Raw genomic sequence first — 16,611 nt, forward strand, 5'->3', positions numbered from 1 at the left:
ATGACAATAATACGCCTCATCGATAGAACCTTAGCCGGCACACTTATAGTTGCCATGATAAGCATTTTACTTACCGTAATTTGGCAAGTGGTCTCACGTTACGTACTTAAAGACCCCGCTTCAATCACCGAAGAATTGTCTAGGTTCATACTTATTTGGATTGGTATTTTAGGTGCGGCTTATGCGTACCGTCAAAACGCGCATTTGGGTTTCAACCTAATTGTTGAGCGTCAGTCACGTAAAGTGAAACGCCTTTTACTTACCTGCGTCGAAATTATCGTCATTATTTTTTGTGTTTTAGTGATGGTATACGGCGGCTCCGAGCTTGTATCTCTCACCTTAGAATTGGAACAAATCTCGGCGGCACTTGGTATTAAAATGGGCCTTATTTATAGCGTGCTTCCCCTGTCTGGTGCTCTCATTATCGCCTACGCACTGGTCAACATTACAACGCTTTGGCGAGACAACAATAAGGAATCAGCGTAATGGAACTGACCGGTATTATCTTAGTCGTTGCTTTTTTCGTACTTCTTCTTTTAAATGTGCCTATTTCAATCAGTATTGGTGTCGCCACGTTACTTGCCATGGTAATGAGCATGGATATCGCCCCTGCTACTATCACTATTGCGCAGCGTATGGCTGGTGGCCTGAATAGCTTTGCATTATTGGCCATCCCGTTTTTTGTTTTATCTGGACTTATCATGGGACGCGGCGGGATAGCCAAGCGGTTGATTGAGTGCGCAATGGCGCTTATTGGTGCCCTTCCCGGTGGTTTAGCTTTGGTTAACGTGGTTTCCTGCATGCTGTTTGGTGCAATCTCAGGGTCTGCGGTAGCGACCACATCAGCTATTGGCAGCTTCATGTTACCTGAAATGAAAAAAGCGGGCTACGAGCCGAATTTTAGTGCCGCAGTCACTGCCGCTGCATCAACTACAGGTATGTTAATTCCGCCAAGTAATATTTTAATTGTATACGCTATCGCCAGTGGAGGCGTATCCATCGCCGCCCTTTTTATGGCTGGCTATATTCCGGGCATCATGGTGGGTCTAGCGCTAATGCTGGTGTGCTTTGTCTACGCAAAAATGAAGGGATACCCGCTGTCGCCACGACTTCCTTTAAAAGTAGTTGTCGAAAAAACTGTTGCCGCACTTCCCTCTCTATTTCTAATATTTTTAGTGATTGGCGGTATTGTAGGCGGCATTTTTACCGCTACTGAAGCGGGTGCCATTGCGGTGGTTTACTCTTTGCTATTAGCTGTAGTGTTTTATAAAGAAGTGGAAGTGAAAGCCTTACCCGATATATTCTTAAAAGCGGCGGAAACAACAGCAATTGTAATGCTGCTTATCGCGGCTTCAACCGCGATGTCATGGCTTTTATCCTTTGAAAATATCCCGCAAACTTTAAGTAATGCACTGTTATCGATAAGCGATAACCCGTTACTCATTCTTCTTCTTATAAACTTGTTACTCATTGTGGTTGGTGCATTCTTGGATATGACACCTGCCGTACTTATTTTTACGCCCATATTTTTACCAGTGGCGCTAGAGCTTGGTATGAGCGAGTTGCAGTTTGGCATCATGCTAGTACTCAACCTATCTATTGGATTATGCTCCCCCCCCGTAGGTGCGGTACTTTTTATTACCTGTGCTATTGCTAAAACCAAACTTGAGAACATCATAAGACCGCTCATTCCTTTGTATGTGGCTATGTTCGTGGTTCTCATGTTAGTCACATATGTTGCTTGGTTCAGTGAAGCTCTACCTCGCGCCTTGGGCTTTTAGCACTGATAGTCTGTAACGGATATCTATTCTGATAATAATATAGAGTGACCAGACGGCGCGTCACGTTGAGGTGACAGTAATATACTGCCTTGAATTGTGTGTTAATATCATAAATAACAATTAAATAGCGCGGAAAAACAGAGAACTATGAACAAGCGCCCGACTATCAATGATGTTGCAGCCCTTGCAGGGGTATCGAAGCGTACCGTGTCGCGTGTGATTAACGGCGCAACCAATGTAGGTAAAGCAACACGTGAGCGCATTGAAGCTGTCATTCAAGAAACAGGCTTTGCCCCCGACAAGCAAGCGCGAGGTTTAAGTACTAGTCGCTCTTATTTGATAGGCTTGATTTATGACAACCCCGATGCCTTGTATATCGACCAAGTACAAAGAGGTGTGTTGAGCATATGTTCTCAAAAGGGCTACGAATTAGTCGTTCACCCTTGCCGCTACAACGCAGATGGCTTTGTAGAAGACTGCGTCAATTTTGTACGTCGTTCGAACATTGATGGCGTTATCATACTGCCACCGGTATCCGAGTCTAAGCTTTTAGCAGACGCACTGCAGCAACAAAGCATTAACTATGTCCGAATGGCGTCAGTAGATTTAGATGACCATCAAAATATCGTAGTCAGTGACGACAGAGCTGCGCTAAGCGACTTAGCCCGTTATATGGTGTCACTAGGTCATAAAGACATTGGTATTATCAGCGGTCCACAACAGTACTATTCCTCAAAAGAGCGTTTGGAAGGCTTCGTTGAAACGCTTAACGGTTTAGGTGTCGATGTTCCTAAAAACAGAGTAATTGAAGGTAAAAACAGCTTCGAAAGCGGCATTGAGTGCGCACGCCAATTACTCATCCAGTCGCCACGAGTTAAAGCTATTTTTGCGAACAACGATGAAATGGCGGCAGGTGTGTTAAAAGTGGCCCACGAAATGGGTATTACCGTGCCAGACGAGCTTTCCGTTGCAGGGTTCGACGACAACTTGCTCGCCGCTCGCGTGATCCCTGCCCTTACCACTGTTCAACGTCCTGTTGGAGATATGGCGGCTATCGCAGCGCGTAAAATCATTGCTCATATCGAAGGCAATGAAGTCAGTGAATCTGAAACTTATTTAGTTAAGCCCCACTTAATTATTCGCGATTCAATCAAAAAAGTGTGATTTTTTATAAAGAAGTGTTGCTTACACTTCTATTTCATCCTAATATGCCACCGGTGGCATAACAATAAACAAGAATGTTAAAAACAAACAATTTGTAAACAGAGCGTATAAAACGTTTCTAGTTTTTCGCTCTTTTAAATACCCGGTGCTCATTTAACAACGTTTAGCAGTTAAGTAAGCCGTAAAAATAAAGCAGGACTTGTAATGGACGTTAAAACACAACTAGTTAAAGTGCATAATAACGATAACGTTGCGGTTGCAACCTGCCCTATCGTGGCTGGCACTTTCATCGCTGAATATGACATTACAGTTCGCCAAGACATTCCTGCTGGCCATAAAGTTGCCTTAGTTACCGTGTCAGACGGTGGCGACATCGTAAAATATGGTTTCAGCATTGGTGCTGCAACAAGCCAAATTAATGCTGGTGAACATGTTCACAGCCATAACGCAAAAACTAAGTTAAAAGGCACTGAACAATACGTTTACGCCCCATCAAATACCGCTTCAAAACAAAACCATCTTACTTCTGGGCTTCAGTTTATGGGCTACAGAAGAGAAAATGGAAAAGTAGGTATTCGCAATGAAGTTTGGATCATCAATACCGTAGGCTGCGTAAATCGAACAGCAGACCGTATTGCCAACGAATGTAACCGACGTTTTGCCAGCGAATGCGACGGGTTCCGCGCATTTACTCACCCGTTTGGATGCTCTCAGCTTGGCGATGATTTAGATGACACACGTACAATTTTAGCTTCACTTGCATCTCACCCAAACGCTGGCGCAGTATTGGTTGTCGGTTTGGGATGTGAAAATAATCAGCTAAAGAGCTTACTGCCTCACGTTGATAAACCAGAAAGTCGCGTTCGCTTCTACAACGCTCAAGAAGTGGTAGATGAGTTAGAAGAAGGCGTCAATGCGGTTTATGACTTGCTGAAAGTTATGGCAACGGACAAACGCGAGCCTATAGACGCAAGCGAATTAACCTTAGGCATGAAGTGCGGGGGTAGCGATGCTTTTAGTGGTATTACTGCCAACCCAACGGTAGGGCGCGTTACCGATTTAATGTGTAATCTAGGCGGCTCGGTCATTTTAACCGAAACACCTGAAATGTTTGGCGCCGAACAACTCTTAATGAATCGCGCTAAAAACAAAGACGTATTTGAAGCATTTAACTCGTTGATAGATGAATTTAAAAACTACTTCATCGCCCACAACCAACCTATTTACGAAAACCCGTCTCCAGGCAATAAGGCAGGCGGTTTAACCACGCTAGAGGAAAAGTCACTCGGCGCGGTTCAAAAAGGTGGAACGTCTACTATTCAGTCTATCTTGCAGTATGGCGAGCCCAAGCAAGACAAAGGTTTAAGTTTATTGCAAGCACCTGGTAACGATGCCGTGAGCTCAACGGCGTTGGCAGCATCAGGGGCACATATCGTTTTATTCACCACAGGCCGAGGAACGCCCCTTGGTTTTCCTGTACCCACAGTCAAGATATCGTCAAATACAGATATCGCTAATAAGAAGCCACATTGGATAGATTTTAACGCTGGACAAGTTCTAGAAGGCGTATCTATCGATAAGTGTGCCGAAGCGCTACTCCAACACTGCTTGGCAGTGGCATCTGGTCAACAAACCTGCAACGAGAAAAATGGCAGCCATGAGATTGCTATTTGGAAACGTGGCGTCACCCTCTAAAAGAGAGCGTTATGGAATCGATTTTATTACATGAAGATAGACTTTTTCCTGCCGATGAAGCAACTCGTAATGTTGCAAAGGCGTTGTACAAGGAAATTCGGGATCTCCCTATCATAAGTCCGCATGGCCATACTGACCCACGTTGGTTTGCACAAAACAATAATTTTACCAATGCAACCGAGCTATTTATCACCCCTGATCACTATGTTTTCAGAATGCTGTATAGCCAAGGCATTAAATTAACTGATATCGGTGTACCACGTTGGGATGGCGGCGAGACGGAAAAGGATCCACGTAAAATCTGGAAGCTTCTGGCAGATAACTATCATCTGTTTGCTGCCACACCGTCCCGTTTATGGTTAGACACCGTATTTCACGATGTGTTTGGTTTGCGAGAGATGCTATGTAGCGACAACGCAACGCATTATTACGACCATATTACCGCGCAGCTTCAAGGGGATGACTTTAAGCCTCGCGCCTTGATGGACCGCTTCAATATTGAAGTGATCGCGACCACCGAAGGTGCACTTGATACCCTACCCCATCATGCGGCAATTAAAGATACACCGTGGGCAAAGCGGGTTATTACTACCTTTAGGCCTGATGATGTGGTCGATGCTTCACGCGAAGATATTGTTTCAAACATTGAGAAACTAAGTGAATTAACCGGTGAAGATACAGCAACCTGGCAGGGCTACCTGAATGCAATTCGTGCACGACGTGCTGTATTTAGAGAGCACGGCGCCACAGCAACAGATCACGGGCACCCAACAGCAAACACTGCTGATTTAAGTGAAGCAGAGTGCATTGCTTTATTCGATAAAGTAAGAAGTGGAAACAGTAACGCTGAAGAGCAAGAGCTATTTAGAGCGCAAATGCTTACCGAATTAGCGGGAATGAGTGTAGAAGACGGCATGGTGATGCAAATTCACCCAGGTGCGTTTAGAAACCACAACAGTCAGCTTTTTGCGCAGTTTGGCCGAGATAAAGGCCACGACATTCCAATGCAAACAGATTTTGTTAAAGCGCTTCGCCCGTTACTGGGTAAATACGGTAACGAGCCTAACCTCGACATTATTCTATTTACATTAGATGAAACCACGTACAGCCGTGAATTAGCACCACTTGCAGGCCACTACCCTTGTCTGAAACTCGGTCCTTCTTGGTGGTTTCACGATAGCCCTGAAGGCATGTTGCGCTTTAGACATCAAGTGACAGAAACCGCAGGCTTCTTCAATACTGTTGGTTTTAACGACGACACGCGCGCGTTCTTGTCTATTCCTGCACGTCATGATGTTGCAAGACGCATTGACTGTCGCTTCCTTGCACAGCTAGTTGTGGAACACCGCATCAGCGAAACAGAAGCAGCCAGCATTGCCAGAAAACTGACTTATGATTTTGCTAAACAAGCGTACAAACTGGGGTAATCATGACAAAGCTGTTATCAATTTCAACGCTACCTCTTTTAAGTGACAGCGTAAGCAAACCAAATTACGACCTGGAAGCAACCGGTTGTGGCATTGTGCATATTGGTCCAGGCGCCTTTCACCGTGCGCACCAAGCGTATTATACCGAAAAGGCGCTGGCTTATGGCGGTGACTGGCGCATTCACGGTGTATCAATGCGCAGCGCATCACTTAAAGAAGCGTTGAGTACACAAGACAATCTCTATGCGTTGTGTATTGTTGATAACGAGCCTGAAACCCACATTATCGGCGCAATAAAAACCCTTTCAACATTAGCACATGATCGTGAAGACATTGTTGCTGCGCTGGTAAACAAGCAAACTAAAATTGTGACGCTTACCGTGACAGAAAAGGGCTATTGCCTTAATGCGCAAGGTCATCTAGATACTGATCATCCGGATATTAAAGCTGATTTAGTCACGCCAGAAACACCGGTAAGTGCAGTTGGCCTAATTGTGCAAACGCTAGCACAACGCAAGCAGGCAGGCTATGCAGATATTACCATTATCAGCTGTGACAACGTGTCAGACAACGGTAAAAAGCTGCAAAAAGCGGTGACCGAGTTCGCCAATAAAACGGATGAATCACTCGGCCAATGGATCAGCGAGAACATCGCCTTCCCCTGCACTATGGTTGACAGTATTACGCCAGCAACTGAAGACAGCTTTAAAGCCAACGTTGCCGCTGAGCTGGGTTTAACTGATAACTGGCCTATTCAGCGAGAGGCATTTACTCAATGGGTGGTTGAAGATAATTTTTCTGGCCCACGACCTGCTTGGGATAAAGTTGGCGTTACTTTTACTCATGATGTGAGCTTCTTTGAAAAAGCTAAGCTTCGCATTCTAAACGGCACACATTCAACACTGGCCTACATAGGGTTATTGCTTGGCAAGGAAACCGTATACGACGCAATGGGTACCCCAGCCATAAAGCAACTAATTCAAACCATGTTGAAAGAAGAAATTGTTCCGTCTCTATCCAGTGATCACGAGAATGCCGATAGCGGAACACAAGACTTCGATCTGAACGCTTATGCACAAGACATCGTTAAGCGCTATGAGAATAAGCATATTCGCCACCTTTTGTCGCAAATTGCTTGGGATGGGTCACAGAAAATCCCATTTCGAATTCTCGACACAGTGCGCGATAACCTAAAAGCAAAACGAAACATCGATTTGCTCTGCAGTGCCGTTGCGGCATGGTGTCTGTTTATAAACAACAAGGCACGTCTAAACGAGACCATTACCGACCCGCTAGATAGTATGTTAAGAGCCACAGCAAAATCGGTAGACTATCAGGCAATAGAACTTGCTAAAAAATTGCTATCTCTTGAAACCATGTTCGCCGAACTGTCGGTAAATAATACGTTTAAGGAAAAGGTGCTAGAAAAAGTTAATCAGCTGCTTAACATTTTATCGCACGAAAACAGCAACGAAACTCCGCAAGACTCTGCTACCACTACGTTAACAGAAAGTTCGCTAGATTCACTAAAAGGAACCGCGTGATGAAAAGTACCTTTTCCATGCTTAAAGGCGCCCCATTACTCCCTATTATTCAGCCTAAAACTGTTGACGAGGGGCTTCATCTAGCAGAAGCAATTGCAAATAGCGGCCTGTGCAATATAGAAGTAGTGAAACGCAGCGACGCAGCATTTGAAGCCCTGTCAGCGATTAGAAAACAGTTTCCTGAACTCGTTGTGGGTATGGGCACATTGTTAAATCGCAACCACGTATTTGAAGCGTTGGATGCAGGCGCGCAATTTTTGATAACGCCCACAAGCTCAGAGACATTGCTCGATACACTGATTGCGTCTAATGCCCCCTTTTTACCAGGTGTCGCTACGCCTGCTGATATTCTTTTGGCGCACCAAAAAGGCATTCGCGAAATGAAGTTCTTTCCTGCAAGTCTTAGCGGCGGAACACCTTTTCTTAAAGCGATTTCAAGCGTATTTAGCGATGTTTGCTTCTGCCCTACCGGCGGCATTAATGGCGAAAACGCGAATGAATATCTTGCGCTTGGAAATGTTCAAGCAGTAGGCGGCACATGGATGATACCGAAGGCAGCCATTGAAGCAAAAAATTGGCGAGGCATAACATTGGCATGCCAACAAAGCCTCACATTGTTTGATGAGGCTGCGGCATGAGTATCGTTGATACCAAACAAAGAATGGTTATTTTTGGCGAGTGTATGGTAGAACTTCGAAGCACTCAGCGCGAATCATCAGTTAGGACGTGTGATGAAAACACAAATAACGATTTGATGGCGAAAAGCTTTGCTGGCGACACCTACAACACTGCGGTTTATTTAAAACGCTGTTTGCCTTCATCTTCCATTAGCTACTTAACAGCGATAGGTGCTGACTTTTTAAGCGATGAGCTGCTGTTTAAAATGGGTGAGCACGAAATAAACACTGATTTAGTGTTTCGCTCGTCGTCCCGTAATCTCGGTCTGTATATGATCCGCAACGACAACGAAGGTGAAAGAACCTTTGCCTATTGGCGTAACCAATCTGCAGCAACACAGACGCTCAACATTATGAAGGGCGCTGAATTTGCTTGTGATTGGTTTTATTTGAGCGGTATCTCTATTGCCATTTTAGATGACGAACAGCGCGCTACACTTTTCGAACTAATTTCGTCCCTCAAGGCCAAAGGCAGTAAGATTGCCTTTGATCCTAATTATCGAGCTCGCCTTTGGTCATCTCAAGAAGATGCCAAGTACTGGACGGGCAAGGCTTATGACGAAGCAGACCTAGCGTTCCCTGGCGCAGACGACCATTTAATGCTGTTTGGTCACACCAATGCTGATGAGATATTTAGCTATTTAGCCGACAAACAGATTGAAGAAATCGTTATGAAAAACGGAGCAGTCGGCGTTCATATACTCTGCCACCAAGAACAATGTATTGTACCTGTTGAGCGTGTTGAGCAGGTGGTTGATACAACGGCTGCTGGCGATGCATTCAATGGCGGTTATATGGCCGCTCGACTTGCGGGTAGAAAGCCTGTTGAAAGCGCAAGCTATGGGGCAAAGGTGGCAGCGACTGTGATTACCTACCCCGGTGCCATTATATCAAGTGATGCCTTTACTAATCACATACCGTCGCTATAGTCGGTATGTGACCTTCCCTTTTCTCTTTTGTCTTCCCTCCTCCTCACTAATCACTCGGCACATACAAAATTGATAACGATGCCTCAGCAAGTTAGCTAAGATAGGTTGCAGTGCATTAGTTTAAATAGGCGCGGCACACCACATATTGGCGCACCGCTTTGTTTAGTTTGGTTTATAGAGTGTCTCGATAAACGTATTTTGCAAGCGGATGCGCTGTTGCTTTCAACTCTCGAACGAATATCTGCGCCATTTTAGCCGCGCCTACTACATTCAAGTGAGTATCATCAGTTTTACCTTCGGGGTAGCGCGCATATAGGTCGGCGGGCACCTTAATGAAGTAATGGTTGCTGTTAGGCTCGCCTACCTGAGCAAGAAAATCACAGGTTAAAGCGTTCATAGGGATAAATGGCACGTTATTTTGTGCTGCCACTTTCTTCGCAGCATCAGCATACGCCAACAACGTGCGTTTCAAAACACCTTCCTTGGTGAAATGACGCCTGCAAATACTACTTGCAATAATCACTGATGCGCCTCTTGCTTCAACGTCTTGCACAAACTGTTTCAAGTAAGCAGGATAGGCATTTTCCGGGTCGGCATAGCGAGCGGGGTCCGACTGTTTTTGATCGTTGTGACCAAACTGAATTACCACAAAGTCACCTTCAGAGAGTTCAGATAAGAGAAGCTGCCAACGCCCTTCGTCAACAAATCGCTTTGTGCTTCTGCCGTTAGCCGCGTGGTTTTTAATATTAAGATTTGGCAGCATGAATTCAGGAAGCAATTGCCCCCAACCACGTTCTGGATATGACAACATAGGCTTGTCTGACATGGTTGAATCGCCAACCAGATGTAAAGTAACCGGCTTTTTGTAGGGCGGAGCTTTTACACTTCCTTCGTTCTCTACAATTCCGGCACTTTGTTCCATAGCAATGTGGGCATTTGAGCTAGCGAGAACAAAAGTGCTCGAATGAGGCACGTAGCTGTTTTGAAGAGCCGTCGTACTTTCTTGGCCTGCCAATGCAAAACTACTGGCTACAGCAATAACGCTTGCAAAACTGTAGCGAAGCGCGTTGAATATCTTCCCTGTGGCGGGTTTACTTGAATTTCTCACACCTTTTCTCCATCTCAATATTAATAGAGTTGCGCTCCAATTAAGTGATAAAGCAGATAGACGCATTCAGGAACAATCCGCAATGTCGCCTTGTCACAAATAAAAAAGGCCATCATTACGATGGCCAAACACACCCGTCTTTACGGAACACAACATTTAATTATTATCTTAGGCTCACCAATATGCTTGGTCAGTCTGCTTTTTTACATCGTATAACGAGCGCCTAAGAAGAACTGACGGCCCGTATGGTTATACTCACGTACCAAATCCAATGAGCCATCACCCGTGGTAAACAAACGCTCGTACTCGTCAGTAAGGTTAATTACTTCAAAGGTCAACGTTAGCTCGTCGTTTACGTTATAAAATGACGAGAAATCTACCTGCGTTGGCCCTGTCGTGCCGTGTGCAACGTTACCATTGCTGCCAGTGAAGTCTGTCAGGTAATCGTCGCGTTTGTTAACTGACACACGCGCGCCGTATTGGTCTGTTTCGTAATACACCGTAAAGTTGTACGATGTTTCACTCATACCTTCGATGTCGTCTGCGTTAACGTGAGTGTAGTTCGACACAATACCCATGTTTTCGAACAGGCCTGGTAAGAAACTTAATGGCTGCTGATAAATTAGCTCATAACCGCTTACACTTCTGTCCTCAGCGTTAATTGGGCTGCTATGCTCGTATGGAATAGTGCGAGGGTCTAGCGCAATTACAGGGTCAAACTGTGCATCGTTATCGATAAAGTCGTAGTAAGCACTATCAACTAGACGCTCTTCAGATGCGCGAACAATCCAGTTATCAATGTCTTTGTAGAACACGGTTGCTGCCAGTAGCGCTTCGTCGTCGAAGTACCATTCAACACCAAAATCCACGTTGTCTGAAGTGAACGGGTCAAGGAACGGGTTACCCACGCTTACCGAGCCGTTAATATAATCAAAGCTAGGGTTACCAGGGTTTAATGAGTTCAGGCTTGGGCGCGTCATTGATTGGGTTAGACCAAGGCGTACAACAACGTCATCAGTGGCCTCAAGTGCTAAGTTAACCGCCGGTAAAAAGTTATTGTAGTCATTTTCAATTTGTACCGTTTCCCCTTGAATAAAGCCTTCAGAGGTGGTGGTTGTTTTCACATAGCGTACACCGTAGTTAGCGCGAAGTAGCATATCGCCAATCTCATAGCTTGTGTCCATCTCAATATAAGCAGCAGAAGTTTCTTCGCCTACTTGCCAGCTTTGTGCAGAGCGCGGTGTCCAAACTACGTCTAGAAGCTGACTATTTATTGCGTCAAAATCAGCCACAAGAAATGGGTCTAAAGGACCATCAAAGCCACTACCGAAATCGTCTACCGGCATCATTTCAGCAAAGCCGACCGCCGAATCTTGATCTGGGAAGCCGTTAATTTGCTCTTCACTGTAGGTTACTACACGGTCGTTGTAGGCGAAGCCCGCCTTGATAGTTACTTCGTCGCCAAGGTAAGTGGCATCAAACTTAACCGTATCGTTTTCGCGCAATACATCAGTAGCGCGTAAACGACCATCTGAAAGATTATAGTTACTTGCGTCGTTGACGTCATAACCGTAAGTGAGTTGCGGAGCGTTAATGTTATTACTAAAATCAAAACCGTAGCTGGTTTCTTCTAACAGCGTCATGTTATAACGATACTGCTCTGAACGAGCATTAGATTCAGCAGTGCCAGCCATCATATCTAATTTAATATTTTCACCAATAAACCACTCGCCAGAAATCACAAATTGACTAAAGTCAGTGGTTGATTCCTGCAAACGACTCTCTATACGTGACTTGATACCGTCGTAACTTCCGGCTAGAACCTGTTTGCCGTTAGGATGTACTGTAATAGAAGTGGGTGTAATCTCTGAAAACGTACTTCTAAACATATGGAAGAAATTGTACATAGTACGGGTGTTATCTAGCTTAGACACTAAACCGTCTAAGGTTAAAGTGAAATTGTCTGTCGCAGCCCACTGAATAGACCCCGTAAAACCGGTACGCTCTTGGTCATTACCGAAGTAATCAGGTCGTGGAAGGCGTGGCGTCCACAAGCAGTTGATGGGATCAACAGATTCGCCTTGAAACTCGCAATTGCCCACGTCTGGCGTGCCGTTCACCACAGTATCAGACGTATCTGAAAAAATACCGCCGCCATCGCGAACCGGTGTTGTCCAACGAACGGTACCGAAGCCTTCTTGCCTTACTGTGCGCTCTGAGAAAGCGGCCGAGAAAAGCACGCCCACCTTGTCGTCAGCGAAACGGTTACTGATCATGAAAGCTGCGCGAGGATCGGTCTCTTCAGTAATGCTGTTATAGCCACCCTGAAGGGACGATACGAATTTAAAGCCGTCATAATCGAACGGTTTTGCCGAGTACAAATCAACAGTACCAGCAATACCGCCTTCTTCCATTGAAGCTGTAGGCGACTTCTGAATATCTACACGGTTAAACAGCTCAGAAGCAAAAATGTTAAAGTCAAAGCCACGTCCGCCGTTAACACCGCCACCTGAGTCTGTACCATCTGTACTCGCTGGCACTTCCATGCCATTAAGTGTTGTGCGGGTAAATGAAGGGCTTAAACCGCGCAAGGTAATTTGACGGCCTTCTCCACCCTCACGAGAAATCGCTACGCCTGGAACACGCTGAATAGACTCTGCAATATTTAAGTCCGGGAATTTACCAATGTCTTGCGCAACGATAGATTCTTTGCTGTTAACTGACGTTCGCTTTTCCATCAATGACTTATTGAGCGACCCACGAAAGCCAGATACCTCTATGACCTCCATATTTTGCGCTTCGGTTTCACTAGTTTGTTCGTCTGTGGCTTCTTGCGCATGAATATGTGCGCCTGACAACGCTAACGTGACAAGAACAGCGAGTTGCTTTTTCTTTGGTAACATTGTTGTTTCTCCGGTTTTTATATTTATAAGCGACGCACATACTGAGAAAAAGTGAAGATGCTTCTGAAACGTGTGTGAACATTTCAAATTAACACAAATTCAACATTTACCGTATTTAACCATTTCACTTCCCTTTATGCCACCGGATAACATTTTGGACGTCATTGCCGCCAATAATCTATATTAACCAATGGCACGCTTTGGCTGTTAAGAAAGTGAAGACGCGCCAATTCTATTTAATTCTCTACAGTGGTTTTGTAACCACCGAAACCATGAATAAGAAGCATTGCAGGGTACAGCTCTATTTTTTATCAACGCAAAACTTCCCTTCGGCAATAATGTAAACCCCGAAAAAAACACTCAAGCTTTACATTTGATTTACATCCTAATTAGTTATGCTACCGGTGGCAACTATTTTATTGAAAAAATTTGTTATATGTATTAGTTCAGAAGATAATATTGATCGTAAAAGGCGATCTAGACTTCAGCCAAATGAAGAGAAAAAAACAGATTTAATTTATTAGATACATACACTTAGTTAAAACTTACAGCTTTCGTTTGACGTGAAATAAAAGTTAAAAAATATAAATAATTTCGTTGACATGCAAGCAAATAAAAATCATTATGCTACCGGTAGCACAGAGTGTATTTAGAATGTTATAAAAATAAGGGTTTGTTATGCTAAAAGGTATTCTACGCGCCGCTTCCGTTATAGCTTGCACGGCGTTTGTTTCTTCGGCTGCTGATGCAAATGATCGGGTGAAAATGCCTCTTGATAACACGCAATCGTGGTCTATGAGAATGATAGAGTCTGAAATGGTGCGCTTTCCTGAAGCTTGGCAAATCGATTGGGACGAGACACCACAATGGGACTACGTTCATGGACTCAACCTTCTTGCGATAACAGAAGTGTATCAAGATACTAAAGATCCTCGCCTTCTGTCTTATGTAAAAGGCTACTACGATATGCTGGTTCAAGATGAAGGAAGTATTAAGACATACGATATCAACAAGTTCAATATTGATATGATTAACCCGGGTAAGGTGTTGTTTTTTCTTTATGAAGAAACAGGCAACCCTAAATACAAAAAGGCAGCCGATCTTTTAAGAACTCAACTCACTGACCACCCGCGTACAGAGCAAGGCGGTTTTTGGCATAAGAAACGCTATCCTGACCAAATGTGGCTTGACGGCCTATACATGGGTGCACCTTTTTATGCCGAGTACATTGTTAAATACGGTGATATGAAAGAGCTAGACGATGTATTTTTGCAATTCGAACTCATTGAAGAGCACCTTTACGATGAAACTACCGGCCTTCCCTTGCATGGCTGGGACGCATCTAAAAAGCAGAAGTGGGCTGACAAAGAAACAGGTCTTTCTCAACATCACTGGTCACGTTCGCTAGGTTGGTATGCGATGGCCATGGTGGATGTGCTAGAAGTTGTTCCTGCAGAGCACCCAAAAACACCGTGGCTACAGGCGCGCTTTAAAGCGTTTATTGATGCCACGCTTACCTATCAACATAACTCAGGCACCTGGTATCAGGTTACCGACTTGGGAAGCCGTGAAGGAAACTACCTTGAAGCGTCCGGCACAGCAATGTTGACTTATGCTCTGGCTAAAGGTGCAAGCCTTAAATTTCTTCCTGAGGAATACAAAGCTCACGCAGAAAAAGGTTTTGCTGGACTTCTTGATCAAATGATTTCGGTTAATCCAGAAACTAACGTAATCAGCCTTGAACAGGTTTGCGCTGTTGCTGGCCTTGGTGGAAATCCATATAGAGATGGTTCATTCGACTACTACATGAGCGAACCAATCAGAGCAAACGACGCGAAAGGTGTAGGCCCATTTATTCTGGCTGCACACTACCTAAACAAGTAGAAAGCACTAAATCGTAATGCAAGGAGTCTATGATGGCCCAACCCAACTCAACTAGCACTAGGCGACATTTTCTAAAGTCTGGTCTCGCCTCTACTTTAGCAGCTTCTGGGATGGCTTTAAGTGTCCCTACATTCCTATCTGGATGTGCAAGTGTGACCGAAACAGGAAGGACGCAACGCCAGTGGGACGCCGAAGCAAACCTTATAAAAGAGATGATAAAGCGCCCCACCTTTGCAAAGCGCAAAGCTAACGTTGCTGATTTTCTAAAAGATTATAACAGTGACTTCAAGCAAGCGTTACACGCAGCTATCGACCAAGTCGCACGCCAAGGTGGTGGCAAAGTGGTTGTGCCAAAAGGCGACTGGCTATGCAAAGGCCCTATTCACCTACAGTCGAATATAAACTTGCATATTGAGTCAGGCGCAACAATTCGATTTTCTACCAATCCTGATGACTACAAACCTTACGTTTTTACTCGCTGGGAAGGTATGGAGTTGATGGGTTACTCCCCTCTTATTTATGCGTTTGAGCAAAGCAATATCGCAATTACCGGCAAAGGTACGCTTGACGGTAGTGCAGCAAAAGACAACTGGTGGCCGTGGAAAGGTAAGTGGAAGGCTTCAACATGGGGTGACGATCCGGTTGAGAACCAGAAATACACCAGAGATACGCTGCAACAAATGGTAGAAAATGGGGCACCCGTTAGTGATCGCGTTTTTGAAAATAACTACCTGCGCCCTCCGTTTATACAACCTTACCGCTGTGAAAATGTACTTATTGAGGGTGTTACCATTCTGCGCTCTCCATTTTGGCTGGTTAACCCTGTGCTTTGCAAAAACGTCACCGTAAACGATGTGTACTGTAAAAGTTTCGGCCCCAATTCGGACGGGTGCGACCCTGAAAGCTGCACGAACGTACTTATCTCTAACTGCACGTTTGATACAGGAGACGATTGTATTGCCATTAAATCTGGACGTAATGCAGACGGCAGAAGGGTCAAAGTTCCCTGCAGTAATATTGTCATAGAACATTGCGAGATGAAGGCGGGGCATGGCGGTGTTGTAATAGGCAGTGAGATATCCGGCGGTGTAGAGAATCTCTATGCTCAGTATTGCACCATGAGCAGCCCAGATTTAGACCGCGGCATTAGAATTAAAACCAACAGTATTCGGGGTGGTCACCTAAAAAACCTCAACTATCGCAACATCGATATTGGAACGGTGAAAAACGCCGTTGTCGTGAATTTCTTTTACGAAGAAGGTGATGCAGGCAACTTCCCTCCTCTATTAGAAGATATCACCATAGAGAACTTGAACGTTGCTTCTGCTAACCGAGCCTTTGTACTTCGCGGGTATGACCATACGCCCATTTCCGGCTTGACGTTAAATAACATAACGATAAAACGTGCGCTAAAAGATGCCGTTATCGAAAATGTGGCGCATCTTAAATTAAACAATGTGTTTATTAATAGCCAACCGTTAAATAAAAATGAGCTTTAG

Annotated in this window: 12 protein-coding genes; 10 read left to right on the forward strand and 2 right to left on the reverse strand. The window is 44.7% G+C overall.

Annotated features, from left to right (window positions below):
• From C6Y39_RS02470 to C6Y39_RS02505, 8 genes are all read left to right on the forward strand, one after another.
• Positions 1-486: a TRAP transporter small permease gene (locus tag C6Y39_RS02470; RefSeq protein ID WP_105929749.1), complete on the forward strand. Its 486-nt coding sequence runs from the start codon at positions 1-3 to the stop codon at positions 484-486.
• Entirely contained in the window at positions 486-1,781 is a 1,296-nt protein-coding gene (locus C6Y39_RS02475; RefSeq protein ID WP_105929750.1) for a TRAP transporter large permease, read from the forward strand. Before C6Y39_RS02470 ends, C6Y39_RS02475 begins: the two co-directional genes overlap by 1 nt.
• 147 nt (positions 1,782-1,928) lie before the next feature.
• Positions 1,929-2,945: a LacI family DNA-binding transcriptional regulator gene (locus tag C6Y39_RS02480; RefSeq protein WP_105929751.1), complete on the forward strand. Its 1,017-nt coding sequence runs from the start codon at positions 1,929-1,931 to the stop codon at positions 2,943-2,945.
• A gap of 204 nt (positions 2,946-3,149) precedes the next feature.
• Positions 3,150-4,640 (forward strand): UxaA family hydrolase, encoded by a 1,491-nt coding sequence (locus tag C6Y39_RS02485; RefSeq protein WP_105929752.1) that lies wholly within the window; start codon positions 3,150-3,152, stop codon positions 4,638-4,640.
• Positions 4,641-4,651: 11 nt separating this feature from the next.
• On the forward strand, positions 4,652-6,067 hold the full coding sequence (gene uxaC, locus C6Y39_RS02490) for a glucuronate isomerase (RefSeq protein ID WP_105929753.1): 1,416 nt from the start codon (positions 4,652-4,654) through the stop codon (positions 6,065-6,067).
• A gap of 2 nt (positions 6,068-6,069) precedes the next feature.
• Positions 6,070-7,611, forward strand: a complete 1,542-nt coding sequence (locus C6Y39_RS02495; protein ID WP_105929754.1) for a mannitol dehydrogenase family protein — start codon at positions 6,070-6,072, stop codon at positions 7,609-7,611.
• Positions 7,611-8,249, forward strand: coding sequence for a bifunctional 4-hydroxy-2-oxoglutarate aldolase/2-dehydro-3-deoxy-phosphogluconate aldolase (gene eda / locus C6Y39_RS02500; RefSeq protein WP_105929755.1), 639 nt, complete (start codon positions 7,611-7,613; stop codon positions 8,247-8,249). The genes C6Y39_RS02495 and eda overlap by 1 nt, the downstream gene beginning before the upstream one ends.
• On the forward strand, positions 8,246-9,217 hold the full coding sequence (locus C6Y39_RS02505) for a sugar kinase (protein ID WP_105929756.1): 972 nt from the start codon (positions 8,246-8,248) through the stop codon (positions 9,215-9,217). The genes eda and C6Y39_RS02505 overlap by 4 nt, the downstream gene beginning before the upstream one ends.
• Before the next feature lie 172 nt (positions 9,218-9,389).
• Here C6Y39_RS02505 and C6Y39_RS02510 read toward each other — a convergent pair whose 3' ends face one another.
• Positions 9,390-10,325, reverse strand: a complete 936-nt coding sequence (locus tag C6Y39_RS02510; RefSeq protein ID WP_105929757.1) for a rhamnogalacturonan acetylesterase — start codon at positions 10,323-10,325, stop codon at positions 9,390-9,392.
• Between the two features lie 203 nt (positions 10,326-10,528).
• Positions 10,529-13,228 carry a TonB-dependent receptor gene (locus tag C6Y39_RS02515; RefSeq protein ID WP_105929758.1) on the reverse strand — a complete coding sequence of 900 codons (2,700 nt, stop codon included), beginning with the start codon at positions 13,226-13,228 and terminating at the stop codon, positions 10,529-10,531.
• Between the two features lie 678 nt (positions 13,229-13,906).
• Here C6Y39_RS02515 and C6Y39_RS02520 point away from each other — a divergent pair.
• Complete coding sequence (locus C6Y39_RS02520; RefSeq protein ID WP_105929759.1) at positions 13,907-15,112, forward strand: glycoside hydrolase family 88/105 protein; 1,206 nt, start codon at positions 13,907-13,909, stop codon at positions 15,110-15,112.
• Between the two features lie 32 nt (positions 15,113-15,144).
• Complete coding sequence (locus tag C6Y39_RS02525; protein WP_105929760.1) at positions 15,145-16,611, forward strand: glycoside hydrolase family 28 protein; 1,467 nt, start codon at positions 15,145-15,147, stop codon at positions 16,609-16,611.

Origin of the sequence: Alteromonas gracilis (assembly GCF_002993325.1) — a bacterium.
Lineage (GTDB): Bacteria > Pseudomonadota > Gammaproteobacteria > Enterobacterales > Alteromonadaceae > Alteromonas > Alteromonas gracilis.

What these genes read in the sequence shown, in the direction of transcription:
- C6Y39_RS02480 (WP_105929751.1), top strand. Translation starts at nt 1,929, where the DNA reads ATGAACAAGCGCCCGACTATCAATGATGTTGCAGCCCTTGCAGGGGTA.
- C6Y39_RS02520 (WP_105929759.1), top strand. Translation starts at nt 13,907, where the DNA reads ATGCTAAAAGGTATTCTACGCGCCGCTTCCGTTATAGCTTGCACGGCG.
- C6Y39_RS02525 (WP_105929760.1), top strand. Translation starts at nt 15,145, where the DNA reads ATGGCCCAACCCAACTCAACTAGCACTAGGCGACATTTTCTAAAGTCT.
- eda (WP_105929755.1), top strand. Translation starts at nt 7,611, where the DNA reads ATGAAAAGTACCTTTTCCATGCTTAAAGGCGCCCCATTACTCCCTATT.
- C6Y39_RS02485 (WP_105929752.1), top strand. Translation starts at nt 3,150, where the DNA reads ATGGACGTTAAAACACAACTAGTTAAAGTGCATAATAACGATAACGTT.
- C6Y39_RS02505 (WP_105929756.1), top strand. Translation starts at nt 8,246, where the DNA reads ATGAGTATCGTTGATACCAAACAAAGAATGGTTATTTTTGGCGAGTGT.
- C6Y39_RS02515 (WP_105929758.1), bottom strand. Translation starts at nt 13,228, where the DNA reads ATGTTACCAAAGAAAAAGCAACTCGCTGTTCTTGTCACGTTAGCGTTG.
- C6Y39_RS02475 (WP_105929750.1), top strand. Translation starts at nt 486, where the DNA reads ATGGAACTGACCGGTATTATCTTAGTCGTTGCTTTTTTCGTACTTCTT.
- C6Y39_RS02470 (WP_105929749.1), top strand. Translation starts at nt 1, where the DNA reads ATGACAATAATACGCCTCATCGATAGAACCTTAGCCGGCACACTTATA.
- C6Y39_RS02495 (WP_105929754.1), top strand. Translation starts at nt 6,070, where the DNA reads ATGACAAAGCTGTTATCAATTTCAACGCTACCTCTTTTAAGTGACAGC.
- uxaC (WP_105929753.1), top strand. Translation starts at nt 4,652, where the DNA reads ATGGAATCGATTTTATTACATGAAGATAGACTTTTTCCTGCCGATGAA.